This is a genomic window from Microbacterium sp. EF45047, assembly GCF_028472845.1.
Classification (GTDB): Bacteria; Actinomycetota; Actinomycetes; order Actinomycetales; family Microbacteriaceae; genus Microbacterium; species Microbacterium neungamense.
This window is the reverse complement of sequence record NZ_CP069429.1, coordinates 162,358-186,341: the sequence shown is the minus strand read 5'-3', so window position 1 is coordinate 186,341 and position 23,984 is coordinate 162,358. Positions and strand designations below refer to the sequence as shown.

At 72.3% G+C, this 23,984-nt stretch carries 24 protein-coding genes and 1 pseudogene; 13 read left to right on the top strand and 12 right to left on the bottom strand.

Features of this window, described 5'->3' with window-relative positions; genetic code table 11:
- Positions 1-33 precede the first annotated feature (33 nt).
- Entirely contained in the window at positions 34-1,311 is a 1,278-nt protein-coding gene (gene purD, locus JRG78_RS00935; protein WP_259607154.1) for a phosphoribosylamine--glycine ligase, read from the top strand.
- A gap of 50 nt (positions 1,312-1,361) precedes the next feature.
- Here purD and JRG78_RS00930 read toward each other — a convergent pair whose 3' ends face one another.
- Positions 1,362-1,892, bottom strand: a complete 531-nt coding sequence (locus JRG78_RS00930) for a GNAT family N-acetyltransferase (RefSeq protein WP_259607153.1) — start codon at positions 1,890-1,892, stop codon at positions 1,362-1,364.
- Positions 1,893-1,900: 8 nt separating this feature from the next.
- Complete coding sequence (locus JRG78_RS00925; RefSeq protein ID WP_259607152.1) at positions 1,901-3,391, bottom strand: DHA2 family efflux MFS transporter permease subunit; 1,491 nt, start codon at positions 3,389-3,391, stop codon at positions 1,901-1,903.
- A gap of 136 nt (positions 3,392-3,527) precedes the next feature.
- Between JRG78_RS00925 and JRG78_RS00920 the strand changes: the two genes are divergently transcribed.
- Positions 3,528-4,406, top strand: coding sequence for a phosphoribosylaminoimidazolesuccinocarboxamide synthase (locus JRG78_RS00920; protein WP_259607151.1), 879 nt, complete (start codon positions 3,528-3,530; stop codon positions 4,404-4,406).
- Positions 4,407-4,642: 236 nt separating this feature from the next.
- Positions 4,643-5,983, top strand: coding sequence for a uracil-xanthine permease family protein (locus tag JRG78_RS00915; protein WP_259607150.1), 1,341 nt, complete (start codon positions 4,643-4,645; stop codon positions 5,981-5,983).
- A 120-nt stretch (positions 5,984-6,103) separates the two neighbouring features.
- Here the strand turns inward: JRG78_RS00915 and JRG78_RS00910 are convergent, their stop codons facing one another.
- Positions 6,104-6,610, bottom strand: coding sequence for a response regulator transcription factor (locus tag JRG78_RS00910; protein WP_336297695.1), 507 nt, complete (start codon positions 6,608-6,610; stop codon positions 6,104-6,106).
- Positions 6,611-6,721: 111 nt separating this feature from the next.
- A complete protein-coding gene (locus tag JRG78_RS00905) occupies positions 6,722-7,060 on the bottom strand; it encodes an ATP-binding protein (protein WP_336297715.1) in 339 nt (112 codons plus the stop codon).
- Here JRG78_RS00905 and JRG78_RS00900 point away from each other — a divergent pair.
- Entirely contained in the window at positions 7,030-7,749 is a 720-nt protein-coding gene (locus JRG78_RS00900) for a hypothetical protein (protein WP_259607148.1), read from the top strand. The genes JRG78_RS00905 and JRG78_RS00900 overlap by 31 nt on opposite strands.
- Before the next feature lie 183 nt (positions 7,750-7,932).
- Here JRG78_RS00900 and JRG78_RS00895 read toward each other — a convergent pair whose 3' ends face one another.
- Genes JRG78_RS00895 through JRG78_RS00875 form a run of 5 tightly spaced genes read right to left on the bottom strand, consistent with a single transcriptional unit; the run spans position 7,933 to position 14,307 of the window.
- Positions 7,933-9,711 (bottom strand): acetyl/propionyl/methylcrotonyl-CoA carboxylase subunit alpha, encoded by a 1,779-nt coding sequence (locus tag JRG78_RS00895; protein ID WP_259607147.1) that lies wholly within the window; start codon positions 9,709-9,711, stop codon positions 7,933-7,935.
- Between the two features lies 1 nt (position 9,712).
- Positions 9,713-11,437 (bottom strand): urea amidolyase family protein, encoded by a 1,725-nt coding sequence (locus JRG78_RS00890; RefSeq protein ID WP_259607146.1) that lies wholly within the window; start codon positions 11,435-11,437, stop codon positions 9,713-9,715.
- Positions 11,437-12,237, bottom strand: coding sequence for a putative hydro-lyase (locus JRG78_RS00885; protein WP_259607145.1), 801 nt, complete (start codon positions 12,235-12,237; stop codon positions 11,437-11,439). Before JRG78_RS00885 ends, JRG78_RS00890 begins: the two co-directional genes overlap by 1 nt.
- 1 nt (position 12,238) lies before the next feature.
- On the bottom strand, positions 12,239-13,003 hold the full coding sequence (locus tag JRG78_RS00880; protein ID WP_259607144.1) for a LamB/YcsF family protein: 765 nt from the start codon (positions 13,001-13,003) through the stop codon (positions 12,239-12,241).
- 26 nt (positions 13,004-13,029) lie between these two features.
- A complete protein-coding gene (locus JRG78_RS00875) occupies positions 13,030-14,307 on the bottom strand; it encodes an NRAMP family divalent metal transporter (RefSeq protein WP_272653501.1) in 1,278 nt (425 codons plus the stop codon).
- 112 nt (positions 14,308-14,419) lie between these two features.
- Here JRG78_RS00875 and JRG78_RS00870 point away from each other — a divergent pair, with 112 nt between their 5' ends.
- Both JRG78_RS00870 and JRG78_RS00865 read left to right on the top strand, forming a co-directional pair.
- Positions 14,420-14,881, top strand: coding sequence for a CinA family protein (locus JRG78_RS00870; protein WP_272653500.1), 462 nt, complete (start codon positions 14,420-14,422; stop codon positions 14,879-14,881).
- Positions 14,878-15,516 carry a GntR family transcriptional regulator gene (locus JRG78_RS00865; RefSeq protein WP_259607141.1) on the top strand — a complete coding sequence of 213 codons (639 nt, stop codon included), beginning with the start codon at positions 14,878-14,880 and terminating at the stop codon, positions 15,514-15,516. Before JRG78_RS00870 ends, JRG78_RS00865 begins: the two co-directional genes overlap by 4 nt.
- Positions 15,517-15,748: 232 nt before the next feature.
- Here the strand turns inward: JRG78_RS00865 and JRG78_RS00860 are convergent, their stop codons facing one another.
- On the bottom strand, positions 15,749-17,185 hold the full coding sequence (locus JRG78_RS00860) for a glycoside hydrolase family 1 protein (protein WP_442927273.1): 1,437 nt from the start codon (positions 17,183-17,185) through the stop codon (positions 15,749-15,751).
- 80 nt (positions 17,186-17,265) lie between these two features.
- Here JRG78_RS00860 and JRG78_RS00855 point away from each other — a divergent pair, with 80 nt between their 5' ends.
- Positions 17,266-17,784, top strand: a complete 519-nt coding sequence (locus JRG78_RS00855; protein WP_259607139.1) for an adenine phosphoribosyltransferase — start codon at positions 17,266-17,268, stop codon at positions 17,782-17,784.
- Positions 17,785-17,807: 23 nt separating this feature from the next.
- Here JRG78_RS00855 and JRG78_RS00850 read toward each other — a convergent pair whose 3' ends face one another.
- Positions 17,808-18,428 carry a MerR family transcriptional regulator gene (locus tag JRG78_RS00850; RefSeq protein ID WP_259607138.1) on the bottom strand — a complete coding sequence of 207 codons (621 nt, stop codon included), beginning with the start codon at positions 18,426-18,428 and terminating at the stop codon, positions 17,808-17,810.
- A 90-nt stretch (positions 18,429-18,518) separates the two neighbouring features.
- On the opposite strand from JRG78_RS00850, the gene JRG78_RS00845 reads away from it, so the two are divergent.
- Positions 18,519-19,073: a DUF2306 domain-containing protein gene (locus tag JRG78_RS00845; RefSeq protein ID WP_259607137.1), complete on the top strand. Its 555-nt coding sequence runs from the start codon at positions 18,519-18,521 to the stop codon at positions 19,071-19,073.
- Here the strand turns inward: JRG78_RS00845 and JRG78_RS00840 are convergent.
- A complete protein-coding gene (locus tag JRG78_RS00840; protein WP_259607136.1) occupies positions 18,995-19,663 on the bottom strand; it encodes a MerR family transcriptional regulator in 669 nt (222 codons plus the stop codon). The two genes, JRG78_RS00845 and JRG78_RS00840, sit on opposite strands and share 79 nt — an antisense overlap.
- 269 nt (positions 19,664-19,932) lie before the next feature.
- Here JRG78_RS00840 and purS point away from each other — a divergent pair, with 269 nt between their 5' ends.
- The 5 genes and pseudogenes from purS to JRG78_RS00815 all read left to right on the top strand — a co-directional run bounded on the left by purS (position 19,933) and on the right by JRG78_RS00815 (position 23,962).
- Positions 19,933-20,181 carry a phosphoribosylformylglycinamidine synthase subunit PurS gene (gene purS / locus JRG78_RS00835; protein WP_272653498.1) on the top strand — a complete coding sequence of 83 codons (249 nt, stop codon included), beginning with the start codon at positions 19,933-19,935 and terminating at the stop codon, positions 20,179-20,181.
- Positions 20,178-20,885, top strand: a complete 708-nt coding sequence (purQ, locus tag JRG78_RS00830) for a phosphoribosylformylglycinamidine synthase subunit PurQ (protein WP_259607133.1) — start codon at positions 20,178-20,180, stop codon at positions 20,883-20,885. The genes purS and purQ overlap by 4 nt, the downstream gene beginning before the upstream one ends.
- Positions 20,886-20,965: 80 nt before the next feature.
- A pseudogene (locus JRG78_RS00825) lies at positions 20,966-21,085 on the top strand (hydroxyacid dehydrogenase); the annotation flags it as partial.
- Positions 21,086-21,193: 108 nt separating this feature from the next.
- Positions 21,194-22,861 (top strand): glycoside hydrolase family 13 protein, encoded by a 1,668-nt coding sequence (locus JRG78_RS00820; RefSeq protein WP_259607132.1) that lies wholly within the window; start codon positions 21,194-21,196, stop codon positions 22,859-22,861.
- A gap of 93 nt (positions 22,862-22,954) precedes the next feature.
- Complete coding sequence (locus JRG78_RS00815; protein WP_272653497.1) at positions 22,955-23,962, top strand: LacI family DNA-binding transcriptional regulator; 1,008 nt, start codon at positions 22,955-22,957, stop codon at positions 23,960-23,962.
- Positions 23,963-23,984 lie beyond the last annotated feature (22 nt).

The window sequence follows — 23,984 nt, the reverse complement described above, 5'->3', positions numbered from 1 at the left end:
AGCGGTGACCGCCCTGCTCGGTAGGCTGGCGGCATGAAGATCCTGGTCCTCGGTTCCGGCGCGCGCGAGCACGCGATCATCCTGTCGCTGCGGTCGGAGCACACCGCGCACGAGATCTTCGCGGCCCCCGGCAACGCCGGCATCGCCCAGGATGCGACGCTCGTCGACGTCGACCCGCTCGACGGCGCCGCTGTCGAGGCCTTCGCGAACGAGCACGCCATCGACCTCGTCGTCATCGGCCCGGAGGCGCCGCTCGTCGCCGGCGTCGCGGACGTGCTGCGCGAGCACGGCATCCCCGTCTTCGGACCCGGCCGGGCCGCGGCGCAGCTGGAGGGCTCGAAGGCGTTCGCCAAGCGGATCATGGAGGCGGCGGGCGTCCCCACCGGCCGGGCCGTGCGCGCGGCATCCGTCGCCGAGGTCGAGGCGGCCTTCGACGAGCTCGGCGCCCCCCACGTGGTGAAGGCCGACGGCCTCGCCGCCGGCAAGGGGGTCATCGTCACCTCCGACCGCGCCGAGGCGCTCGCCCACGCCGAGCACTACCTGCCGTCGGGCCCGGTGCTCGTGGAGGAGTTCCTCTCCGGCCCGGAGGTGTCGCTGTTCTTCCTCAGCGACGGCGACACCGTGCGCGCGCTCAGCCCCGCGCAGGACTTCAAGCGCGCCCATGACGGTGACGAGGGCCCGAACACCGGCGGCATGGGGGCGTACTCGCCGCTGCCGTGGCTCGCCGAGCAGTTCGGCGGGGAGGACGAGTTCGTGGCGCACGTCACCGAGCGGATCGCGCTGCCGGTGATCCGGCAGCTGGACGCCGAGGGCACGCCCTTCATCGGGCTGCTCTACGCCGGCCTCATCCTCACGCCGGCCGGGGTGCGGGTGATCGAGTTCAACGCCCGGTTCGGCGACCCGGAGACGCAGGTCGTGCTGCCCCGGCTGCGCACGCCGCTGTCGGAGCTGCTGCTGGCGGCGGCATCCGGCACTCTCGAGGCCCAGCCGCAGCCCGAGTTCTCCGACGACGTCGCGATCACGGTCGTGCTCGCGAGCGAGGGCTACCCGGAGGCGCCGCAGACCGGCCGGCTCATCGAGGGCCTCGAGGAGGCGGCATCCGTCGAGGGCGTGCGCATCGTGCACGCCGCGACCGGCGGGCCGGATGCTCCCGGCGGCGCCCTGGTCGCGACCGGCGGCCGCGTGCTGAACGTCGTGGCGACGGGTTCGGACTTCGCGGATGCCCGGGACCGGGCGTACCGGGCGATCGAGCGGATCCGCCTGGACGGCGCTCACTTCCGCCGCGACATCGCCGCCCGCGTCGCCCGCTGATCAGCCCCGGCGTCCCGGCACCGGCGTGTCGTTGCTGGGACGGATGCGGGTCAGAGCGCGATCCAGTAGCGGCGGAGCGCCGGATGCCCGGCATCCGCGGCGTCGATGACGTCCTCGAGCAGGCCGCCGGCGCCCTCGATGGTGCGCGCGGAGCCGACGTTGTCGTCGTCGCAGGTGAGCATGACGCGGTCGTGCCCGGCGGCGCGGGCCCGGTCGAGCACGAGCCTGAGGGCGGTGCGGGCGATGCCCTCGCGGCGGCGCGACGGCCGCACCGAGTAGCCGATGTGCCCGCCGACGCGGCGCAGATGGTCGTTGAGCTCACGGCGGAACGCGATGAAGCCGACCACGCGGCCGTCGTCCGTGATCCAGTAGTGGTCGCACGGGACGTGGCCCTCGGGCAGGTCGGCGCCCGGACGGCTGTACAGCGCAGCCTTCGCGATGAACGCCTCGCAGCTGAGCCGGTCCGGGCGCACTCCGCGGTCGAGACCGGCGCCGTCGATGTGCACGTCGCCGAACTCGGCGACCGTCTCCGCCCAGGAGTCGAAGAGGTCGAGGGAGGGGGATGCCAGCGCGATCGTCATCCGCTCAGTCAAGCACGGGTGCCGCCGGTGTCCTGACGGTACCGCCCGAGGAACAGCGACGCGATCAGCGCCAGGGCCAGCACCGCGGCCGGCAGCAGCATCGCCTGGGCCATGCCGGCGGAGAAGCCCTGCGCCACGGCATCCGGCAGCGTCCCGCCCCCGAAACCGGTGGGCGCCTCGGCCAGGCCGGGAAGGTTGGCCTCCAGCCGGTCCTGCATGAACGCGGCGATCGCGGCGGAGCCGACCACCGAGCCGATCGTGCGCGTGGTGTTGTAGATGCCCGCGCCGGCGCCGGCCTGCCGCGGCGGCAGCTGCCGGGTCGCGGTCGTGGCCAGCGGGCCCCACATGCCGGCGTTGCCGACGCCGAGCAGTGCGGACGGGAGCAGGAACATCCAGACCGGCGTGCCCGGGTTCATCAACGCCGCGTTCCAGAGCACGCCGCCGGCGACGCACAGCAGCCCGGGGATGAGGATGAGCCGCGGGTCGATCCGGTCGAGCAGCTTGCCCGCCAGCGGCGCGAGCCCGCCGGAGATCACCGCCATCGGGATCATCAGCAGCGCCGCCTGGGTGGGCGTGAGGCCGCGTGCCAGCTGCAGGAAGAACATGAACGGCAGCGACATGCCGGTGACAGTGAAGCCGACCGCGGCGATCGCCACGTTCGCGCCGGAGAAGTTGCGGTCGCGGAACAGCTCCAGCGGCACCAGCGGCTCGCTGCGGGTCACCGCCTGCTGCGCCACGAACACCGCGAGCACGACGACCCCGGCGATGATGAGCCCCCACACCGAGATCGGGCCGGCGATCACGCCCCAGTCGTACTTCTCGCCCTCCTGCAGCCCGAACACGATGAGGAACAGCGCCACGGCGCTGAGCACCACGCCGACGACGTCGAACCGGTGCGCGTGGGTCTCCAGCCTGGGCACGAACAGCCACGCGAGCACGAACCCGGCGATCCCGACCGGCAGGTTGACGAAGAAGATCCACTCCCAGCCGAGGGCGTCCACGAGGAAGCCGCCGAGCAGCGGCCCCACCAGCGTCGCGACGCCCGCGGTCGCGCCCCACAGCCCCATCGCCGCGCCGCGGCGCTGCGCGGGGAAGGTGCGGGTGATCACCGCCATCGTCTGCGGCGTCATGAACGCCGCGCCCAGCCCCTGCACCGCCCGCGCCGCGATCAGCCCCTCGAGCGTCGTCGACAGACCGCACCAGAGGGACGCCGCGGTGAAGACGGCGAGGCCGATGAGGTAGATGTTCTTCGGCCCGAACCGGTCGCCGAGCCGCCCGGTGATCAGCAGCGGCACCGCATAGGCGAGCAGGTAGGCGCTGGTGACCCAGACGACGTTGTCGAGGTTGTTGGTGTCCGGGTCGAGCGCGGCCTTGATGGCGGGGTTCGCCACCGACACGATGGTCGTGTCCACGAGGATCATGAAGAACCCGATGACGAGCGCCCACAGCGCCGGCCACGGGCTCCGGACGGTCGTCTCGGATGCCGCGGGAGAAGTCACCCGGCCACGGTACACCCGGCATCCGACGACGCCCGCGGACGCCGAGCCCCGCGGACGCCGAGCCCGTCGGACGCCGAGCCCGTCGGACGCTGGGCCCGTCGAAGCGTCCGGCCCCCGGCGATGCGATGATGTGGGGGTGAGCACTCCCTCCGAGAACCCCGCACCGAGCATCCCCGGCTGGCGGCACATCTACTCCGGCAAGGTCCGCGACCTCTACGCGTCGGAGGATCCCGGCGACACCCGCATCCTCGTGGTGGCGTCCGACCGGGTGAGCGCGTTCGACCACGTGCTCTCCCCCGGCATCCCGGAGAAGGGGGCGCTGCTGACCCGGCTCAGCCGGTGGTGGTTCGACCGCCTCTCCGACGTCCCGAACCACCTCGCCGACGGCGAGCCGCCCGCATCCGTCGCCGACCGCGCGATGCTCGCGCAGTCGCTGGAGATGCTGCCGATCGAATGCGTGGTGCGCGGATACCTCACCGGGTCCGGGTGGGCCGAGTATCGGGCATCCGGCACCGTCTGCGGCATCCCCCTGCCGGCCGGACTGGAGAACGGCGACCGCCTGCCCGAGCCGCTGTTCACCCCCGCATACAAGGCCCCGATGGGGGAGCACGACGAGAACATCACGTACGAGCGAGCCGCCGAGCTGGTCGGGCCCGAGCGCGCGGCCGAGCTGCAGGAGGCGTCGCTGTCGATCTACCGTCGCGCGGCGGAGATCGCCGAGGCGAAGGGGCTGATCCTCGCCGACACCAAGTTCGAGTTCGGTCTCGACGCCGACGGCACCCTGCGCCTGGCGGACGAGGTGCTCACCAGCGACTCGTCACGGTACTGGGATGCCGAGGCGTGGCGCACCGGCGCCACCCCCGAGGAGCGGATGGCGAGCTTCGACAAGCAGATCGTGCGCGACTGGCTGGCCTCGCACTGGGACAGGCAGGGCGAGCCGCCGGCGCTGCCGGACGAGATCGTGGAGCGCACCGCCGACCGGTACCGGGAGCTGATCGACCGGCTCACCGCCTGACGGCATCCGCCACGCGGCGGCATCCGCCCGGCATCCGCCCGGCATCACGCACGCCGAACCACGCGCTTCACGCGGAACCACGCAATACGGGCGAAACGGGCGGTTCCGCGTGAAGTCCGTGGTTCCGGGCGGGGGTGCGGATGCCCGGGGCCGTGGTTCCGGGCGGGGGTGCGGATGCCCGGGGCGCGGGCGATAGGGTTTTCCACGGTCCAGAACCCCACCCCGGAGGAGCCCCCATGCCGTTGTGGCAGATCCATGGCGACGGCCGCACCGTCGCGCCCGGCCAGGTCGTCAAGCCCGAGGAGCGGCTGAGCTGGCCGGCGACGATCGCGATCGGCGCCCAGCATGTCGTGGCCATGTTCGGCGCGACCTTCCTGGTGCCGATCCTCACCGGATTCCCGGTGTCGACGACCCTGCTCTTCTCGGGTCTCGGGACGCTGCTGTTCCTGCTGCTCACCCGCAACCGGCTGCCCAGCTACCTCGGCTCGTCGTTCGCGTTCATCGCGCCGATCACGGCGCTGAACGCCGGGCAGGCGCTGGAGACGGGCGAGCAGATCGCCCAGGCGCTCGTCGGGGTGGCCGCGGCCGGCATCCTGCTCGCGGCGATCGGCTTCCTGGTGCAGGCGGTCGGCACCGGCTGGATCGACCGGCTGATGCCCCCGGTGGTGGCCGGCTCGATCGTGGCGCTGATCGGGTTCAACCTGGCGCCCGCCGCGTGGAACAACTTCAAGGCGCAGCCCGAGCTCGCCACCGTCACGCTCGTGGCGGTGGTCCTGTTCAGCGTGCTGTTCCGCGGGTTCCTCGGCCGCATCTCGATCTTCCTCGGCGTCGTGGTCGGCTACCTCGTCGCCGTCGCCACCGGGCAGGTCGACTTCTCCGCCGTCGGGGATGCCGCGTGGATCGGGTTCCCCGACTTCCATCTCGCCGCCGTCGCCGACCCCGCGGCGTGGGCGCTGGTGCCGATGTTCCTGCCCGTCGTGCTGGTGCTCATCGCCGAGAACGTGGGACACGTGCGCGGCGTGGCGACGATGACGGAGGACCCCTCGATCAACCGCCGCACCGGCCGCGCCCTCGTCGCCGACGGCCTGGCGACCACGATCGCGGGCGGCTTCGGCGGATCGGGCACCACCACCTACGGCGAGAACATCGGCGTGATGGCCGCGACCCGGGTGTACTCGACGGCGGCGTACTGGGTGGCCGGCATCGTCGCGATCCTGCTCGCGTTCTCGCCCAAGATCGGCGTCATCTTCAACACCATCCCCGCCGGCGTGCTCGGCGGGGTGACCACCGCGCTCTACGGGCTCATCGGCGTGATCGGCATCAAGATCTGGGTGGACAACCGGGTCGATTTCTCCCGCCCGGTGAACCAGTACACCGTGGCGGTGTCGTTCGTCATCGCGATCGCCGGGTTCGCGATGGGCTGGGGAGCGTTCCAGCTCGGCGCGATCGTCCTCGGCACGGTCGCCGCGCTGCTGATCTACCACCTGGGCAACGCGATCGCCCGGTGGCGCAGGACCGGCGCCGACGACGGCGGCCCGATCCCCGCGGTCGGCCCGCTCGGCGGCGACCCCGAGTAGCGCACCCTCTCTACGGCCACACACCCTCCCCCTACGGCCACAATGTGTCCCGTCCTGCGGGTTCGCGGTGCGACCACCCGCAGAACGGGACACAATGTGGCGCGAGTCAGGGGAAATCGCTCAGCGCCGGATGATGCGCTGCTCGATCGCTGCGGCGACCGCCCCGGCCCTGGTGTCGACGCCGAGCTTGGCGTAGATGTGCGAGAGGTGCGACTTGACCGTCGCCTCCGACACGAACAGCGCCTTCGCCAGCTCGCGGTTGCCCAGCCCCTCCGCCAGCAGCTCGAGCACCTCCACCTCGCGCTCGGTCATCCGCGGCTCCGGCGACGCGGCGCGCCGCATCAGCACGCCCGCCACGGAGGGGGCGAGTGCCGGCTCCCCCTTCGCCACCGCACGGATGCCGGCGAAGAGCTGCTCCGGCGGGGCATCCTTCAGCAGGTAGCCGGCGGCCCCAGCATCCAGGGCCCGCAGGATGTCGGACTCGCTGTCGTACGTGGTCAGCACGAGCACCGCAGGGGCGGGGTCGAGCTCGCGCAGCCGCGCGGTCGCCGCGATGCCGCCCACGCCGTCGCCGAGGCTCAGGTCCATCAGGACGACATCCGGATGCCGCTCGGCCACCACCCGCACGGCCTCGAGCGGAGGCCTCCCCGACCACCTCGAGGTCGTCGCTCGACTCGATCAGCGCGCGCACCCCGGCGCGCACCACCGGGTGGTCGTCCACGAGCACCAGCCGCAGCGTCATCCGGCCTCCCTCCCCCGCGCCGGGAACACGGCCGACAGCGTCGTCCCCTCCCCCGGCGCGTTCTCGATCTCCAGCGTGCCGCCGACGGCGGCGATGCGCTCCGCGATGCCGTCCAGCCCGCGGCCGCGGCCCTGCGCGCGGCGCTGCGCAGCGGCCTGTCGCATCGCCGGCTCGCGGGCGTCGAATCCGATCCCGTCGTCGCGGACGTCCAGCCGCAGCTCCTCCGGCTGAGCGGTCAGGCTGACCACGGCGCGGTGCGCGCGCGTGCTCGGCGACGTTCGCGAGGGCGCCGCGGGCGGTGCGGATGATCGCGGATGCCACCGGCAGCGGCACATCGGCCGGCGCCCCGTGGCTGCGGAACTCGACCGGAAGGCCCTGCTGCGCGGCATCCGCCACCACCTTCTGCAGAGCTGCGGGCAGCGACCCGGCGGTGCCGTCGAGCTCGCCCGGGGCGAGATCGCGCACCATGCGGATGCCGGCATCCGACGTCTTCGTGAACGACGTGATCATCGGCCCGGACGGCGCCGCCTACTTCACCGACTCGAACGACCCCCGCATCTACCGCGTCGCGCAGACCGACGGCGCGTGGACGGCGACGGTGTGGGCGGATGCCGCCGGCACGATCACCCGCCAGCAGGGCTTCAACCTCGGCGGCATCGAGGTGGCGACCGACGGCAGCGCGTTCATCGTCGCGCAGGGGAACGTCGGCAAGCTGTGGCGGTTCGGCATGGACGGCAGCATCGCCGAGATCCCGACCGGCGGGGCGAACCTCGTCAATGCCGACGGGCTCGTGCTGCAGGGGACGACGCTCACGGTCGTCCGCAACTTCTCCCGTGTGATCACCGAGCTGCGGGTCGCGGCCGACGGGTCAGGCGCGAGCCTCATCGCGGAGACCCCGAGCTCCCCGACGCGGGTGCTCACCACCGCCGCCGAGCTGCGCGGCGAGATCCTCTACGTCGACAGCGAGTTCGGCCCGAACCCGCCGGTGCCGCCGTACGAGGTCGTCACGAACCCGTTCAGCTGAGGCGGCGGCGTCGCCGTCGGGGTCGCCCGCGCGCGTCGCGCCTCCAGGACAGGACGTCTCGCCGGGACAGGAGGAGCCGCCACGGATCGTCCTGCACCCGCGAGACTTCCTGTGCCGGGGAGCAGGCGGATGCCGGGGAGAGGGCGGATGCCGGTGCGGGTGGCCGTCGGGACGGCATGGCGGTCAGACGATCCGGGCGATCACGGCATCCGGGGCGACGGTGGCGCCGACCTCGACGGCGTGCGCGAGGACACCGGAGCGGTGGGCGGTGACCGGGGTCTCCATCTTCATGGCGTCCAGCACCGCCACCGCGTCGCCCTCGGCGACCTCGGCCCCGTCCTCGACGAGCCAGCGCACCAGGGTGCCCGGGGCGGGCGCGCGCAACGCGGCCGGGTCGGATGCCGACGCCCGCCCGGCATCCGACGACGAGGCATCCGCACCTCCCGCACCGAACGCACCAAGCCCGCCCGCACCGAACGCGCCGGCAGCGGCACCCGCCGCGAACCCCCGCAGCAGGCTCACCGGCAGCCCGAGCGTCACCCGCCGGCCGTCGATCTCGACCGGGAACCGCTGCAGGCGCTGCTCGTCCTCCGGCGCCGGGCGCAGCTGCGGCTCGAGCCGCGGCAGCAGGGCGCTCTCGATCCACTGCGTGTGCACCGCGAAGCCGGTGGTCGAGAACTCGGGCTGCGCGATCGCGAGCCGGTCGAACGGGACGACCGTCGCCGGGCCGTCGATCCGCAGCTCGCGCAGCGCGCGGCGAGCGCGCACCAGGGCGGCGTCGCGCGAGTCGGCGTGCACGATCAGCTTGGCGATCATCGAGTCGAACGCCGGCTGCACGGCATCCCCCGCCTCCACGCCGCTGTCCCACCGCACCCCGGGGCCGCCGGGCACGCGCAGGTCGTCCACGCGGCCGGGGCTCGGCAGGAAGCCGCGGCCCGGATCCTCGGCGTTGATCCGGAACTCGAACGCATGCCCCCGCGGCTTGGGCGTCGCGGTGAGCGAGACCCCCTCGCCGAAGGCGATGCGGAACTGCTCCCGCACGAGGTCGACGCCGGTCACCTCCTCGGTCACCGGATGCTCGACCTGCAGCCGCGTGTTCACCTCGAGGAACGAGATCGTGCCGTCCGCGGCGAGCAGGAACTCGACCGTGCCGGCGCCGCGGTAGTGCACCTCGGCGCAGATGCGACGGGCCGCGTCGTGGAGGCGCTGGCGCTGGTCGGGCGTGAGCCCCGGCGCCGGCGCCTCCTCGATGAGCTTCTGGTTGCGGCGCTGCATCGAGCAGTCCCGGTCGCCGACGACGATCACATCGCCGTGGCCGTCGCCGAGCACCTGCACCTCGATGTGCCGTGGGCTCTCCAGGAACCGCTCCACGAAGCACTCGCCGCGCCCGAAGGCGGCGACGGCCTCGCGGGTGGCCGCGTCGAAGGCATCCGCCACCTCGGCCCGGTCGCGGACAACCTTCAGGCCGCGGCCGCCGCCGCCGTACGCGGCCTTGATCGCGATCGGGAGGCCGTGCTCCTCGGCGAACGCGACCGCCTCGGCGGGGCCTGCCAACGGACGGTCGGTGCCGGCGGCGAGCGGCGCCCCCACGCGCTCGGCGATGCGCCGCGCGGTCATCTTGTCGCCGAGGGCGTCGATGCTCTCCGGGGTGGGGCCGATCCAGACCAGCCCGGCGTCCTCGACCGCGCGGGCGAACGCGGCGCTCTCGGACAGGAACCCGTAGCCCGGATGCACCGCGTGGGCGCCGCTGCGCTGCGCGGCGTCGAGGAGCGCCGTGATGGACAGGTACGTGTCGGCGGCCGTCGTGCCGCCCAGGCCATGGGCCTCGTCGGCGAGACGCACGTGCAGGGCATCCGCGTCCTGGTCGGCGTACACCGCGACCGACGCGTACCCCGCCTCGGCGCATGCGCGGATGATGCGCACGGCGATCTCGCCCCGGTTGGCGATCAGGATCTTCGTCATGTCAGGCCTCTCCGGTGATGCGGAAGCGGATGCGGGCGCCGGGCGGCAGCTGCCCGGCCAGATCGAGGCAGCGGTCGGTGACCGCGCCGATGATCGGATACCCGCCGGTGAGCGGGTGGTCGGGGAGGAACAGCACGGGCTGCCCGTCCGGAGGCACCTGGATGGCACCGGTGACCGCCCCCTCACTGGGCAGCTCGCCGGTGATCGCCCGCTCCAGCGGCGTCTCGCCGTGCAGGCGGATGCCGACGCGATCGGAGCGCGGCGTCACCTCCCAGTCCTGCCCGGTCAGCGCGGCGAGCGCCGCTTCGGTGAACCAGCCGTCGCGCGGCCCGAGCGTGATCTCCAGTTCGACGGTGTCACCGGATGCCGGCAGGGGACGCGGCAGCGGAAGCGGATCGACCGCGTGCGGGGCCGTGCGCGGGTCACCCGTCGCGACGACGTCGCCGGCACGCAGCGGCGCGGGCCCGAGACCGGCGAGCGTGTCGGCGGAGACGCTGCCGAGGGCCGCCGGGGCGCGGATGCCGCCGCGCACGCCGATCACGTAGCGCAGCCCGCGCGACGGATGCCCGAGCAGCAGCTCGTCGCCGTCGGCGACGGCGAACGGCTCGCCCTGACGGATGCCGCGGGCGAGGCCGTCACGGTCGGTGAGGGTGAGGTCGCCGAGCGCCCCGGTCACCGCGGCGACGCCTTCGCCGTGGAAGCGCAGCAGCGCGCCGCCGACGCTCTCCAGCACGGCGGCGTCGGGGCGGTTGCCTACCGCGCGGTTCGCGTCGCGCAACGCGGTGCGGTCGGCGGCCCCGGCCGCGGAGACGCCGAGCGCCGCATGACCCGGGCGACCGAGGTCCTGCACCAGCAGCTGCAGCGAGCTCCGGACGACCTCGACCGAGCCCTCCCCGGAGGGTTCGGACGCTGAGCCCGTCGAAGCGTGCTCCGTGGAGCGGGGCTCTGACGGACGGCGCGTTTCGTCTCGCTCGCCTTCGGCGTGCTCGCTCAACGACCGGGAGGGCGCGTGCTCCGTGGAGCGGGGGCCTGACGGACGGCGCGTTTCGTCTCGCTCGCCTTCGGCGTGCTCGCTCAACGACCGGGAAGGGGCGGCGTGCTCGCTCAACGACCGGGAGGTGGGGCGGGCGGATTCGAAGCGGACGGCGGTGCCGGGGGCGAGGAGGGCGGGCGGGTCACGGTCGATGTCCCACATCCGGGCGTCCGTGCGCCCGATGAGCTGCCATCCGCCGGGACTCTCCCTCGGGTACACGCCGGTGAAGTGCCCGGCGAGCGCGACCGCCCCGGCCGGCACCCGCGTGCGCGGTGACGGCCGCCGCGGCACGTCGAACAGCGGATCGTCCCCGACGAGGTACCCGAATCCGGGCGCGAACCCGGCGAACGCCACCCGCCACTGCGCCGCGAGATGCCGGGCGATCAGCTCGTCGACGCTCACGCCGAGCAGCGCGGCGACGTCCGCGAGGTCCTCGCCGTCGTAGGTCACCGGGATGGTCACCTCCCGCGTGTGCGGCGCGTGCGCGGCATCCGTGCTCGTCGATGCCAGCTCGGCCGCGAGCTCCCGCGCGGAGACGCGCAGCGGGTCGAACCGCACGAGCACCGTGCGCGCGCCGGGGATGAGCTCCTCCACGCCCCGCACGCCCGCCCAGGCGAGGTTCAGCCGCATGGCCTCATCGAGGTCGGCGGCTTCGACGAGGAGGGCGCGGTCGGAGGCGGTGAGGATGCGCATCAGACCACGTACTCCGCATCCGGCACGTCGGTGACGAACATGTACCCCGGTGCGTGCGTGACCGCGAACGGCGGCTTCGACGCCATGATCGCCGCCTGCGGGGTGACGCCGCAGGCCCAGAAGACCGGAACCTCGCCCTCGCGCACCTCCGGCGGGTCGCCGAAGTCCGGTCGCGACAGGTCGGCGATGCCGAGGGAAGCCGGGTCGCCGATGTGCACCGGGGCGCCGTGCACGGCGGGCGTGCGGCCCGAGATCCGCACCGCATCCGCGACCCGCCCCGCCGGGATCGGCCGCATCGACACCACCATCTCCCCGCGGAGCCTTCCGGCCGGCGCGCACGGCACGGTGGTGCGGTACATCGGCACGTTGCGGGCGAGCTCCTGGTGCCGGATCGGGATGCCCGCCTCGGCGAGGCCGGCCTCGAAGGTGAAGCTGCATCCGATCAGGAACGCGACGAGGTCCGGATGCTCCGCCCAGGCGTCCCGCGCGTCCGTCTGCTCGGAGACGAGCTCGCCGTCGCGCCAGATGCGGTAGCGGCCGATATCGGTGCGGATGTCGCTGCCGGGCGCGAGCGCGGACGCGACCTGGCCCTGCTCGATGACCTCGAGCACAGGGCACGGCTTCGGGTTGCGCTGCGCGAACAGCAGGGTCTCGAACGCCCAGTCCGCGGGCACGGCGATCAGGTTCGCCTGGGTGAGCCCGGGGGCGACGCCGCTGGTCGGCTCGGCGACGCCCTGCCGGTACGCGGCGCGGGCGGCGCGGGCGGCGGCCAGCTGCTCGGGTGTGGCGCGGACGGGCACGTCAGACTCCCGCGAACGGCGCGATGGTCACGCCGGCATCCTGCAGCATCCGCTTCGTCTCCGCCGCCATCGCGACCGAGCCGGGACTGTCGCCGTGCACGCAGATCGACTGCGCCTGGACGCGCACATCGGTGCCGTCGATCGCGCGGATCACGCCCTCCTGCGCCAGTCGCACCATCCGCTCGGCGACCGCGGCCGGATCGTGCAGCACCGCGCCTTCCTGAGCGCGGGAGACGAGCTGCCCGTCCGGCTGGTAGGCGCGGTCGGCGAACGCCTCTGCGGCCACCGTCAGACCGGCCCGCTCGGCGATGTCGAGGACGACGCCGCCCGCGAGGCCGAGCAGCACCAGACCGGGGTCGACGGCGCGGATGGCGGTGACGACGTCCTTCGCCTGCCGCTCGTCCCGCGCGATCGTGTTGTACAGCGCACCATGCGGCTTGACGTACGCGACGGTGCCGCCGACCGCCGTGGCGAGGGCGGCGATCGCACCGAGCTGGTACTCGACGTGGGCCTGCAGGGTCGCCGAGTCCACATCCATCGGGGTGCGGCCGAAGTTCTCGTAGTCGCGGTAGCCCGGGTGTGCGCCGATCACCACGCCGCGGGCGACGGCGGCGGCCAGCGTGGCGCGGATGCCCTCGGGGCTGCCGGCGTGGAACCCGCACGACACGTTCGCACTGGTGACGATCTCGAGCATGCTCTCGTCGTCGCTGACGATCCGGTCGGGGACGTTCTCGCCCAGGTCCGAGTTGAGGTCGATGGATGCCATGTCACGCTCATCCGTTCGTGATGCTGTCACGCGCCGACGCCGAGGAAGGCGAAGATCTGCGTGAACGAGGCGAAGCCCATGTACCAGGTCAGGGCGGTGATCAGGGTGCCCGCGATCAGCAGCCACAGCGGGTACTTCCGCGCCCCGAGCAGGTCGCGGCGGAACCAGCCGATGTACATGAACACGGTGAGCCCGAAGGGAAGGATGAGTCCGTTGAATCCGCCGACGAACACGAGGATCGCCGCCGGCGCGGTGCCGACCGAGACGTACACGATGAGCGAGACGACGATGAAGATCACCGTCGCCCACTGCAGCGACCAGCCGCCGAGGAACCGCTTGTGGAACGTGGAGAGGAAGGTCGCCGAGGTGTACGCCGCGCCGATGACCGAGCTGATCGCGGCAGCCCAGAAGATGGCGCCGAAGATGCGGATGCCGGTCTCGCCGAGCACGGCGCCGAACGCCTGCCCGGCCGGGTTCGCGGCCTGTCCGGAGAGGTCGAGCGTGACGCCGGAGGCGACCACGCCGAGGATCGCCAGGAACAGCACGTAGCGCATGACGCCGGTGACGACGATGCCGTTCGCGGCGGCGCGCATGACCGGTCCGGCGTGCTCCGGTCCGACGTGGCCGGAGGCGAGGTACCGGTGCGCGCCCGAGTAGGTGATGTACCCGCCGACCGTGCCGCCGACGATCGTCGTGATGGTGGCGAAGTTCAGCTCGTCCGGCACGAACGTCTGCCGGATCGCCTCGCCGACCGGCGGCTGCGCGATGAACGCCACCAGCAGGGTCATCCCGATCATGCCGATGCCGAGGATGATGAGCACGACGTCCATCACCGGCCCGGCCTTCTTGACCAGGAAGATGACGATCGCCAGGGCGGCGGTGAGCAGCCCGCCGAGCTTGGTGTCGATGCCGAGCAGCGCGTTCAGGCCGAGCCCGCCGCCGGCGATGTTGCCGATGTTGAACGCCAGCCCGCCGATGATGACGAGCACGGCGATGACGTGGCCGGAGAACGGGATGGCGCTGTTGGCGAGCTCGCCGGCGCGCTTGCCCGAGGAGGTGATCATCCGCCAGATGTTCAGCTGCACGGCGATGTCGATGATCACCGAGACGAGGATCGCGAACGCGAAGGCGGCGCCGAGGGTGGCGGTGAAGGTGGCGGTCTGGGTGATGAAGCCGGGGCCGATGGCGGAGGTCGCCATGAGGAAGATCGCGCCGATCACGGCGCTGCGGCCGGCGCGCTTCTTCGCGGCGGCCAGCCGAGCCTGGTCTTCGGCGGTGACGGCAGCGGGGGTCTGCTCGGACATGAGGTGTCCCATCGTCGTTGGTGGGTGTCGGATGCACCGAGTGTAGAACATCTTCGGTCGAATTGTTCAACAATCTTTCGGCTGCCTGCGGCGAGCCGGTATCGTCGCGGGCATGGACGACGTGGCACAGCTGAGCGATCTCGCGCGCGCCCGCGGTCTGCGGGTGGCGGTGGCGGAGTCGCTGAGCTCGGGCAAGCTCGCCAGCGCCGTCGGCGCGGGCGAAGGGGCATCCGACTGGTTCGCCGGCGGGATCGTGGCCTATTTCACCGAGGTCAAGGAGCGCGTCCTCGGGCTCGCGCCGGGGACGGACCCGTTCTCCGCGGAGTGCGCCGAGCAGCTGGCGTCCGGCGCGCGCGCGCTCTTCGACGCCGACCTCTGCGTCTCGACCACCGGCGTCGGCGGGCCGGGCCCCGAGGGCGGGCATCCGCCGGGCACCGTGTACCTCGGCTGGGCGACGAGGACGGATGCCGGGCACCGTCATCTCGCTCTCGACGGCGATCCGGCTCAGGTGCTCGACGACACGGTCGCCGCGGCCGTGCGGCTGCTCGCGTTCCACGCCCGGGGCTCGGAGTGATCCACCAGGCCGTGCTGGCCGATGTGCTGCGGCAGCGGATCATCGACGGCGACTTCGCGCCGGGGTCGCGGCTGTCGGAGTCGGCCCTGGCGGAGCAGTTCGAGGTGTCCCGGAACACGCTGCGCGAGGCGTTCCGGGTGCTGGCGGAGCAGGGCCTCGTCGAGCACGTCCCGCATCGCGGGGTGTCGGTCGCGTCGCCGACGATCGCCGACGTGGTGGACATCTACCGCGCCCGGCGCGTGATCGAGTGCACGGCGCTGCGGCAGGCGGAGCCGGAGCATCCGGCCGTGCAGCTCATGCGCGACGCCCTGGCGGATGCCGAGGCGCACCTGCCCAGCGAGGAGTGGCGGCGGGTGGGCAGCGCGAACATGGCCTTCCACGACGCGATCGTCGCGCTCGCGGACAGCCCTCGGCTGGCCCGCGCGTACCGCAACGTCGCCGCCGAGCTGCGGCTGGCGTTCCTGGAGATCGACGAGCCGCGGGCGCTGCACGAGCCGTTCGTCCGGAGGAACCGCGCTGTGCTCACGGCGCTGCTCGAACAGGGTCCGGAGGCCGCCGCCGAGGAGCTCGAACGCTACCTGATCGCCTCCGAGCGGACCGTCCTCGGCGCGTTCGCCCGGATGGGCAAGCACTGACCCGGGCACCCTCCGGTCGTTGAGCGAGCACCGCCGCAGGCGGAGCGAGACGAAACGCACTGGCACGATAGAGCGTTTCGTCTCGGTCGGCTCCGCCGTCCTCGCTCAGCGGTTCCCTCCGGTCGTTGAGCGAGCACCGCCGCAGGCGGAGCGAGACGAAACGCACCGACTCGGATGGAGCGTTTCGTCTCGGTCGCGCTTCGCGCGTCCTCGCTCAACGACCGGGAGGGGCTCAACGACTGGGGAGGGCGCGGGCGGCGATGATGCGCTGGTATTCGCGGCCGGAGTCCTTCACGATCCGCTCCTGCGTGTCGTAGTCGACCCGCACGATGCCGAACCGCTTCTGGTAGCCCCACGCCCATTCGTAGTTGTCCAGCAGCGACCAGGCGAAGTATCCGCGCACGTCCACGCCCTGCTCGATCGCGTCCAGCGTGGCGGCGAGGTGGTCACGCAGGAAGGCCGTGCGCTCGGCATCCGGAACCCGCCCGTCCTCCACCACGTCGTCGTAGGCGGCGCCGTTCTCGGTGACGTACAGCGGCACCGCACCGGCGTACTCGTCGGCGACGCGGCGCAGCAGCCGGGTCAGGCCCTCCGGCTGCACCTCCCAGCCCATGCCGGTGCGCGGCAGACCCCGCTCCACCCAGTGGATGCCCTCGTGCGACGGGAACGGCGACGCGGTCTCGCGCTGCTGCCCCTCGGCCTCGTGCGGGTTGCCCTCGGCGTCGCCCTGCGGATGCCCGGAGAGCAGCTCCCCGTGGTAGTAGTTGATGCCCAGCGCGTCGAGCGGGGTGGAGATCGCCTCGAGATCCCCGGGCTGCACGGAGTCCTGCCAGCGCAGCATGGCCTCGGAGTCGACCTTGCGCAGATCGCGCACGACGTCGTCGGGGTAGGCGCCGCGGAAGATCGGGTCGAGGAACCAGCGGTTGAACTGCCCGTCGATGCGGCGGGCGGCGTCCAGGTCGGCGGGGTCCTGCGGGTCGGCGGGATCGGCGACGGTGAGGTTCAGCGTGATCCCGAGGTCGAGTTCGGGCGCCCGCTCGCGCAGCGCCTCGACCGTGCGGCCGTGTGCGAGCAGCAGGTGGTGGGCGGCGAGCAGGCCGTCGGCGACGTCGACGCGGCCCGGCGCGTGCACGCCCGCGGTGTAGGACAGGAACGACGAGCACCACGGTTCGTTCAGCGTGGTCCAGTGCTGCACGCGGTCGCCGAGCGCGTCGTGCACGGAAAGGGCGTACTCCGTGAACCGGTCGACCGTGTCGCGGCTGGTCCAGCCGCCGCGCTCCTCGAGCGCCTGCGGCATGTCCCAGTGGTACAGCGTGAGCCACGGCACGATACCGGCCTCGAGCAGGCCGTCGACGAGGCGCTGGTAGAAGTCGACACCCTTCGGGTTCACCGGGCCCCCGTCGGGTCGCACCCGCGACCACGAGGTCGAGAACCGGTACACCTGCAGGCCCAGCTCGGACATCAGCGCGATGTCCTCGCGGTAGCGGTGGTAGTGGTCGCAGGCGACGTCGCCGCTGTCGCCGTTCACGACGGCGCCGGGCACGCGGGCGAACGCATCCCAGATGGATGCGGTGCGGCCGTCTTCGAACGCCGCGCCCTCGATCTGGTAGGCGGCCGTGGCCGCACCGAACAGGAAGTCCTCGGGGAAGGATCGAGTCATGGGGGCCATGTTCTCATCCGGACCCCCGGTGCGCACCGGTCGTCTTCCTCGGTCTGCGGCGCGCCGGCGCCCTCGGGTAGCCTTGCCGGGTGCATCCCGAACTCGCCCGTGCGGAGACCCTGATCCGCTCGATCCCCGATCACCCCGAGCCGGGCATCCTGTTCCGCGACATCACGCCGCTGCTGGCGGATGCCGCGGCGCTGCGCGCCACAATCGACGCCCTGATCGCGCCGTTCGCCGGCGGGTTCGATGTCGTGGCCGGGATCGAGGCGCGCGGGTTCCTCCTCGCCGGGGCCGCCGCGATGGCGGCCGGCGTGGGCCTGGTGCCGATCCGCAAGGCCGGCAAGCTGCCGCGTCCTGCGGCATCCGTCGACTACGCCCTGGAGTACGGCACCGCGACGATCGAGATGCACGACGACCTGCCCGCCGGGTCGCGGGTGCTGCTGATCGACGACGTGCTCGCCACCGGCGGCACGCTCGCCGCGGGACGGCACCTCCTCGAGCGGCTCGGGCACACGGCCGCCGGGGTGGCGGTGCTGTTCGAGATCGACGGCCTCGGCGGCCGAGACGCGGTGGGCGAGCTGCACACGGTGTTCCACTCGGCCTGAGCCGGCCGACGCCGACGGACCCTTCACCCGTCGCCGTCGGTCGCCCGGATCGCGACCGCGGTGTGCGCCATCTGATTCATCGCCACGAGGACCCGGTTCTGCGCGGCCGCGGCGACGAGCAGGTTGCGGGCGACCTCGTCGAGTGTGCCCTCGGGGTGGATCGAGTCGATGTCGTCGACGGCGATCGGCTCCAGCATCCGCGCGTACCGCACGAGATCCTCATCGGTGTACGCGTAGCCGACCCGCGCCGACCCCTCCAGCGCCACCGCGAGGGCGCGGGCTGCGGCGCTGTCGGCCCCGCCCCAGCCGACCCGTTCGGCGACCGTGCGGATCTGCTCCGCGAATGTCGGGTCCGCGTCACCGACCGCGAGCCCGGTCGCGAGCAGCTGGCAGTTCTCCATCACCTCGAGCGGACTGACCGCCGGGTCGTCGATGAGCGCGGTAAGGGCACGGATGCGGTCGATCGAAGCGTCGAACTCGGCCCGCAGCGTCTGGATGAGCGCGACCCTGTGCAGATGCTTCCGGCCGTATACCGCCGTCGTCTGGTTGCGCAGCTCGCCGGGCGGGAGGATGCCCTCCCGCATCCAGAACTTCAGGCTCGCGATGCTCGCTCCCGTGACGCGGGACAGGTCGCTCAATCTCACGGCCGCTCCTTCGCGTGGGGCATCGGATAGCGGATCTGCTCGCCGCTATCCAGGATGCACAGGTTGGATAGCGCCCGTATCTTATCGAGCATGGACCTGCACACCGCCCTCATCGTCGTCCACGCCGTGGCCGCGTCGTTCGTCATCCTCGTCGGGCCCGTGAACATCCTTCGCCGCCGCAAGGACGCCGCGCACCGTCTGCTCGGACGCACCTTCGCGCTCATGCTCTACCTGGTGTGCGTCTCGGGGATGTTCATCTACTCGGCCGGGTTCTCGGTCTTCCACGCGTTAGCGATCTTCACCTTCATCACGACGACGCTCGGCATCCTCGCGATCCGCCGCGGCAACGTGATCGCGCACCGCGCCAACATGATCGGCTCCTGGGCGGGGACGGTGACCGCCGGCGTCTTCGCGGCGACGATCCCGGGGCGGGCCATCCCCGCCCTCGCCGTCGACGAGCCCGCCCTGTTCTGGGCGATCGTCGCCAGCATCATCGTCGCCGCGATGGCCTGGATCGCGATCGTGCTGTCGCCCGCCTCGCGCCGCCGCCTGGATCGTGCCCGCCGTCAGCGCGGCGGCGGCGCAGCGGTCGAGGGCGGGGCATCCCCGCGCTCGATCGCCGCCCGCACCGACATCGCAGCGTGAGCCAGATGGCTGATGGCCAACAGCTGCTGGGCGCGGGCGCGCACCGCGATCAGCATCCGCCGGGCGACGACATCTGCTGAGCCGTCGGGACCGAGCGCGGCAATGTGCCGGTGGGCGAGCGGCTCGAGGGCATCCGCGTACTCCATCAGCTGCTCCACGCTGTAGTCCAGCCCGACGGCCGCGGCCTGGGCGAGCGCGTAGGCCAGGCCCTGCTCGGCCGCGCTGGGATAGGCGTGCCAGTCGCGGATCCGCATCAGCTCGTGGGTCCGCTGCCGGTAGGGCTCGTACGCGGGGTTCGTCGCCACATCCTCCGGCGCTCCGATCACGAACGCCTGACACGCCCTCATCACGTCCAGCGTGGTGGACGCCGCGTCGTCGATGAGTGACGTCAGTGTGCGGATGGCCGCGATCGAGGCGTTGTAGTCCTCGCGCATGGTGCGGATCAGCAGCACGCGGTCCACGTGGCGCTGCTCGTACTCGGCGGTGGTCTGGTTGCGCAGACGACCCCCGGGGAGGATGCCCTCGCGGAGCCAGTGCTTCAGCGTCGTGATGCCGACACCGGTGGCGCGGGAGAGCTCGCTCAGCTTCACCGGATCTCCCCCCTTGGAGAGTGCAACGCTCCGCTAATCTCCAGGATGCGCGTCTCGCCCTCCGACTCTAGCCTGAATGCCTGGGGATCTCGCCGCGTCGCCACGGGCCTCGGCGATGCGGCGGCCGGGTCATCGGGGGACGACCTGGCCGTCCGGGCGGAGGGACTCCGGAGGGGGCCCACCCACCCCTCCGCCCGGACGTCGATCCGGCCGCATCCGGCCGGGCGATACACTGATACCGCCCCCTCCCGCGACTTCCGGAGCCTCGAATGCCCACCATCGTCGTCGACGTCATGCCCAAGTCCGAACTGCTCGACCCGCAGGGGAAGGCGGTCAGCGGCGCGTTCGCCCGGCTGGGCGTCGACGCTTTCAGCGATGTGCGCATCGGCAAGCGCTTCGAGCTCACCGTGGACGGCGAGGTCACCGAGGACGTGCTCGCCGAGGCGCGCCGGATCGCCGACGAGGTGCTCTCCAACTCCGTGATCGAGGACGTCGTCGGCATCGAGGTCGTGGAATGACCGTCCGGATCGGGGTCATCACCTTCCCCGGCTCGCTCGACGACGTCGACGCTCGCCGTGCGGTGCGTATCGCCGGCGCGGAGCCGGTCGCCCTCTGGCACGGCTCGCACGATCTCGAGGGCGTGGACGCGCTCGTCCTGCCCGGCGGCTTCAGCTACGGCGACTACCTGCGCTCGGGCGCGATCGCCGCGCTGTCGCCGATCATGGCCGAGGTGAAGGATGCCGCGGCGTCCGGGATGCCGGTTCTGGGCATCTGCAACGGCTTCCAGATGCTCGTCGAGGCGCACCTGCTGCCCGGCGGCCTGATCCGCAACGACCACCAGCACTTCGTCCGCCGCGACCAGCGGCTGACCGTGGAGAACAACGACACCGCCTGGACGAACGTGTTCTCCCGCGGGCAGGAGATCATCATCCCGCTGAAGAACGGCGAGGGCGGGTACATCGCCGACGAGGAGACCCTGGACCGCCTGGAGGGCGAGGGCCTGGTGGCGTTCCGTTACGCCGGCGTGAACCCGAACGGCTCGCTGCGCGACATCGCGGGACTCACGAACGAGGCCGGGAACGTCGTCGGCCTGATGCCGCATCCGGAGCACGCCACCGAGCCCGGCTTCGGCCCGGACACGCCGGCCGCGATGCGCAGCGGCGTGGACGGCCTCGGCTTCTTCCAGAGCGCGATCAACGCCGTCGCCCGCCTCGCCGCCTGACGCCTCCCGCCCGGGCATCCGCCCCCGGCGTCGACCGACGCACTCGCTGCGCCGGATCACCTCGTCCACGACCGCGGGGCCCGCACGTCGGCGGCGCCTCCACGGCGATGAACCCGCGCATCGCCCGCCTCGTGCGCCGCCAGATCGAGCGGATGCTCGCCGGCGAGCCGCCGGTGAACATCGTGCTCCCGGCCTCCTGATCCGGTCGAATCGCTCAACGGGCGGAAATCCGGCCCGAACACAGCGAATCAGGCGATTCGTACCCGGAGAGCGGTCGGACTGTAAGCGTTTGCAGTAGCCTGTTCCCCATGGCACAGCTCGAACAGCTCGAACAGTCCGCAGCCCCCGGCTCGGAGTGGTGGCGCACCGCCGTCATCTACCAGATCTACCCCCGCTCCTTCGCCGACGCCTCGGGCGACGGCATCGGCGACCTGCCCGGCATCACCGCCCGGCTGGACGCGCTGAAGGACCTCGGCGTCGACGCGATCTGGCTGAGCCCGTTCATGGTGAGCCCGCAGAAGGACGCCGGATACGACGTGGCCGACTACCGCGACGTCGACCCGCTGTTCGGCACGCTCGCCGATTTCGACGAGATGCTCGCGCAGGCGCACGCCCGCGGCATCCGTGTCATCGTCGACCTCGTGCCCAACCACTCCTCCGACCAGCATCCGTGGTTCCAGGCGGCGCTGAAGGCGGGCCCGGGCAGCAAGGAGCGCGCCCGCTACGTGTTCCGCGACGGCCGGGGGGAGAACGGCGAGCTGCCCCCGAACAACTGGGAGAGCGTGTTCGGCGGCGGCATGTGGGAGCGCGTCACCGAGGCCGACGGCACCCCCGGCCAGTGGTACCTGCACATCTTCGACGCCACCCAGCCCGACTTCGACTGGACCAACGAAGAGGTCAAGGAGGAGTTCCGCAGCATCCTGCGGTTCTGGCTCGACCGCGGCGTCGACGGCTTCCGCGTCGACGTCGCCCACGGCATGGTCAAAGAGGCGGGGCTGCCGGACTACGCCCCCGTGGCGGATGCCGACTCGATGGGCGGCGGCGAGGAGAGCGTCCCGTACTGGGGCCAGGACGGCGTGCACGACATCTGTCGCGACTGGCACGAGCTGCTCGCCGAGTACGACGGCGACCGCGCTCTGTGCGGCGAGGCCTGGCTGCCGACGCTCGCGCAGACCGCGCTGTGGGTGCGGCCGGACGAGATGCACCAGACCTTCAACTTCCCGTACCTGATGACGCCGTGGGACGCCGAGTCGCTGCGCGACGTCATCCGCGAGTCGCTGGAGGCCTTCGGCGGCGTCGGCGCCCCGAGCACGTGGGTGCTCTCCAATCACGACGTCGTCCGACACGCGTCGCGCCTCGCGCTCACCGCGGAGAACCCGCAGGGCGAGGGCATCGGCCCGAAGTCGCCGGGCAAGCCCGACCCGGTCGTGGGCCTCGCGCGCGGACGCGCCGCCACGACGCTGATGCTGGCCCTGCCCGGCTCCGCCTACCTCTATCAGGGCGAGGAGCTGGGTCTGCCCGAGGCGATCGAGATCCCGGACGAGTTCCGGCAGGACCCGACCTGGTTCCGCACCGGCGGCAAGCGATACGGCCGTGACGGATGCCGGGTGCCGATCCCGTGGCAGGCGGATGCCCCCGCCTTCGGCTTCAACGACACCGGGAAGTCCTGGCTGCCGCAGCCGGCGGAGTGGGCGCGCTTCGCGCGCGACGTCGAGGAGAAGGACGACGCGTCCACGCTGAACCTGTACAAGCGCCTCATCCAGCTGCGTCGCGAGCACGCGCTCGGGTCGGGGTCGCTGGTGTGGGAGGATGCCGGGGAGCAGGCCGTCGCCTTCCGGCGCGGCGACCTCCACGTGATCGCCAACCTCGGCGAGGAGCCGATCGAGCTCGGCGATGTGGAGTTCGTGGTGCAGAGCCGGCCGTTCGCCGGCACGGCGCTGCCGCCCGACACGGCGGCGTGGTACCGGAAGGCCTGAGGATGCGATGAGACTCGCCGTTCTGCGTGAGACAGGGTCGAGGACGCCCTGCCTCATGCGGAACGACCAGTCTCGGAAGGGAGAGGACACGACATGGTGAGCATCGACGAGGTCGCCAAGCTCGCCGGCGTGTCCACGGCGACGGTGTCGCGCGCGCTGAGCGGCCGCGGCCACGTGTCGGAGGCGTCCCGCGAGCGGGTGCGCGTGGCGGCCGAGACGCTCGGATACGTCGTGTCGTCGCGGGCGTCCAGCCTGGCATCCGGCCGCACCCGTAACATCGGCCTGATCGTGCCGTTCCTCGACCGCTGGTTCTTCAGCACCGTGCTGTCCGGGGCGTCCACCGCCCTGATGCGGGCGGGCTACGACATCACGCTGTACAACATCACCGCCGACGCCGATGTGCGTCGGGAGGTGTTCAGCACCTTCCTGCGCCGTCAGCGGGTGGATGCCGTCATCGCCGTGTCGATCGAGCTGGATGAGGGCGAGACGGAGCAGCTGCTCGATCTCGGGCTGCCCGTGATCGCGATCGGCGGCCCGAACCCGCGCCTGAACACGCTCACCGTGGACGACACCGCGGTCGCCGAGCTGGCCACCCGGCACCTGCTCGGCCTCGGCCATCGCGACATCGCCCACATCGGCGCGAATCCGGAGTTCGACCTCGACTTCCACATCCCGACCCAGCGCCGGCTCGGCTTCGAGCGGGCGCTGGCGGATGCCGGGATCACCCCGAACCCGGCCTTCCTCGAGCCGGCGGACTTCACCGTGGACGGCGGCTTCCGGGCCACCAAGCAGCTGCTCGGCCGGCCGGGTCCGCGGCCGACCGCGATCTTCGCGGCATCCGACGAGATGGCGATCGGCGCGATCCTCGCCGCCCGCGACCTCGGCTTCCGGGTGCCGCAGGACCTGTCGGTGATCGGCATCGACGGGCACGAGCTCGGCGAGTTCTTCCAGCTCTCCACCGTCGACCAGTTCCCGATGGGGCAGGGCGAGCGGGCCGCGAACGCGGTGCTCGCGCAGCTCGAGGGGACGACGGATGCCGCGGCAGCGGCCGCCGAGCTGCCGTTCGAGCTGATCGTGCGAGGGTCGACCGCGCGCGTCTGAACCGGTCCGTCATACTGGGGCG

Excerpts from the sequence above, each read along its gene's own strand:
- purD (WP_259607154.1), top strand. The coding sequence starts at position 34 with ATGAAGATCCTGGTCCTCGGTTCCGGCGCGCGCGAGCACGCGATCATC.
- JRG78_RS00930 (WP_259607153.1), bottom strand. The coding sequence starts at position 1,892 with ATGACGATCGCGCTGGCATCCCCCTCCCTCGACCTCTTCGACTCCTGG.
- JRG78_RS00915 (WP_259607150.1), top strand. The coding sequence starts at position 4,643 with ATGCCGTTGTGGCAGATCCATGGCGACGGCCGCACCGTCGCGCCCGGC.
- JRG78_RS00900 (WP_259607148.1), top strand. The coding sequence starts at position 7,030 with ATGATCGCGGATGCCACCGGCAGCGGCACATCGGCCGGCGCCCCGTGG.
- JRG78_RS00905 (WP_336297715.1), bottom strand. The coding sequence starts at position 7,060 with ATGTGCCGCTGCCGGTGGCATCCGCGATCATCCGCACCGCCCGCGGCG.
- JRG78_RS00895 (WP_259607147.1), bottom strand. The coding sequence starts at position 9,711 with ATGACGAAGATCCTGATCGCCAACCGGGGCGAGATCGCCGTGCGCATC.
- JRG78_RS00890 (WP_259607146.1), bottom strand. The coding sequence starts at position 11,437 with ATGCGCATCCTCACCGCCTCCGACCGCGCCCTCCTCGTCGAAGCCGCC.
- JRG78_RS00880 (WP_259607144.1), bottom strand. The coding sequence starts at position 13,003 with ATGGCATCCATCGACCTCAACTCGGACCTGGGCGAGAACGTCCCCGAC.
- JRG78_RS00875 (WP_272653501.1), bottom strand. The coding sequence starts at position 14,307 with ATGTCCGAGCAGACCCCCGCTGCCGTCACCGCCGAAGACCAGGCTCGG.
- JRG78_RS00870 (WP_272653500.1), top strand. The coding sequence starts at position 14,420 with ATGGACGACGTGGCACAGCTGAGCGATCTCGCGCGCGCCCGCGGTCTG.
- JRG78_RS00860 (WP_442927273.1), bottom strand. The coding sequence starts at position 17,185 with ATGGCCCCCATGACTCGATCCTTCCCCGAGGACTTCCTGTTCGGTGCG.
- JRG78_RS00845 (WP_259607137.1), top strand. The coding sequence starts at position 18,519 with ATGGACCTGCACACCGCCCTCATCGTCGTCCACGCCGTGGCCGCGTCG.
- purS (WP_272653498.1), top strand. The coding sequence starts at position 19,933 with ATGCCCACCATCGTCGTCGACGTCATGCCCAAGTCCGAACTGCTCGAC.
- purQ (WP_259607133.1), top strand. The coding sequence starts at position 20,178 with ATGACCGTCCGGATCGGGGTCATCACCTTCCCCGGCTCGCTCGACGAC.
- JRG78_RS00820 (WP_259607132.1), top strand. The coding sequence starts at position 21,194 with ATGGCACAGCTCGAACAGCTCGAACAGTCCGCAGCCCCCGGCTCGGAG.
- JRG78_RS00815 (WP_272653497.1), top strand. The coding sequence starts at position 22,955 with ATGGTGAGCATCGACGAGGTCGCCAAGCTCGCCGGCGTGTCCACGGCG.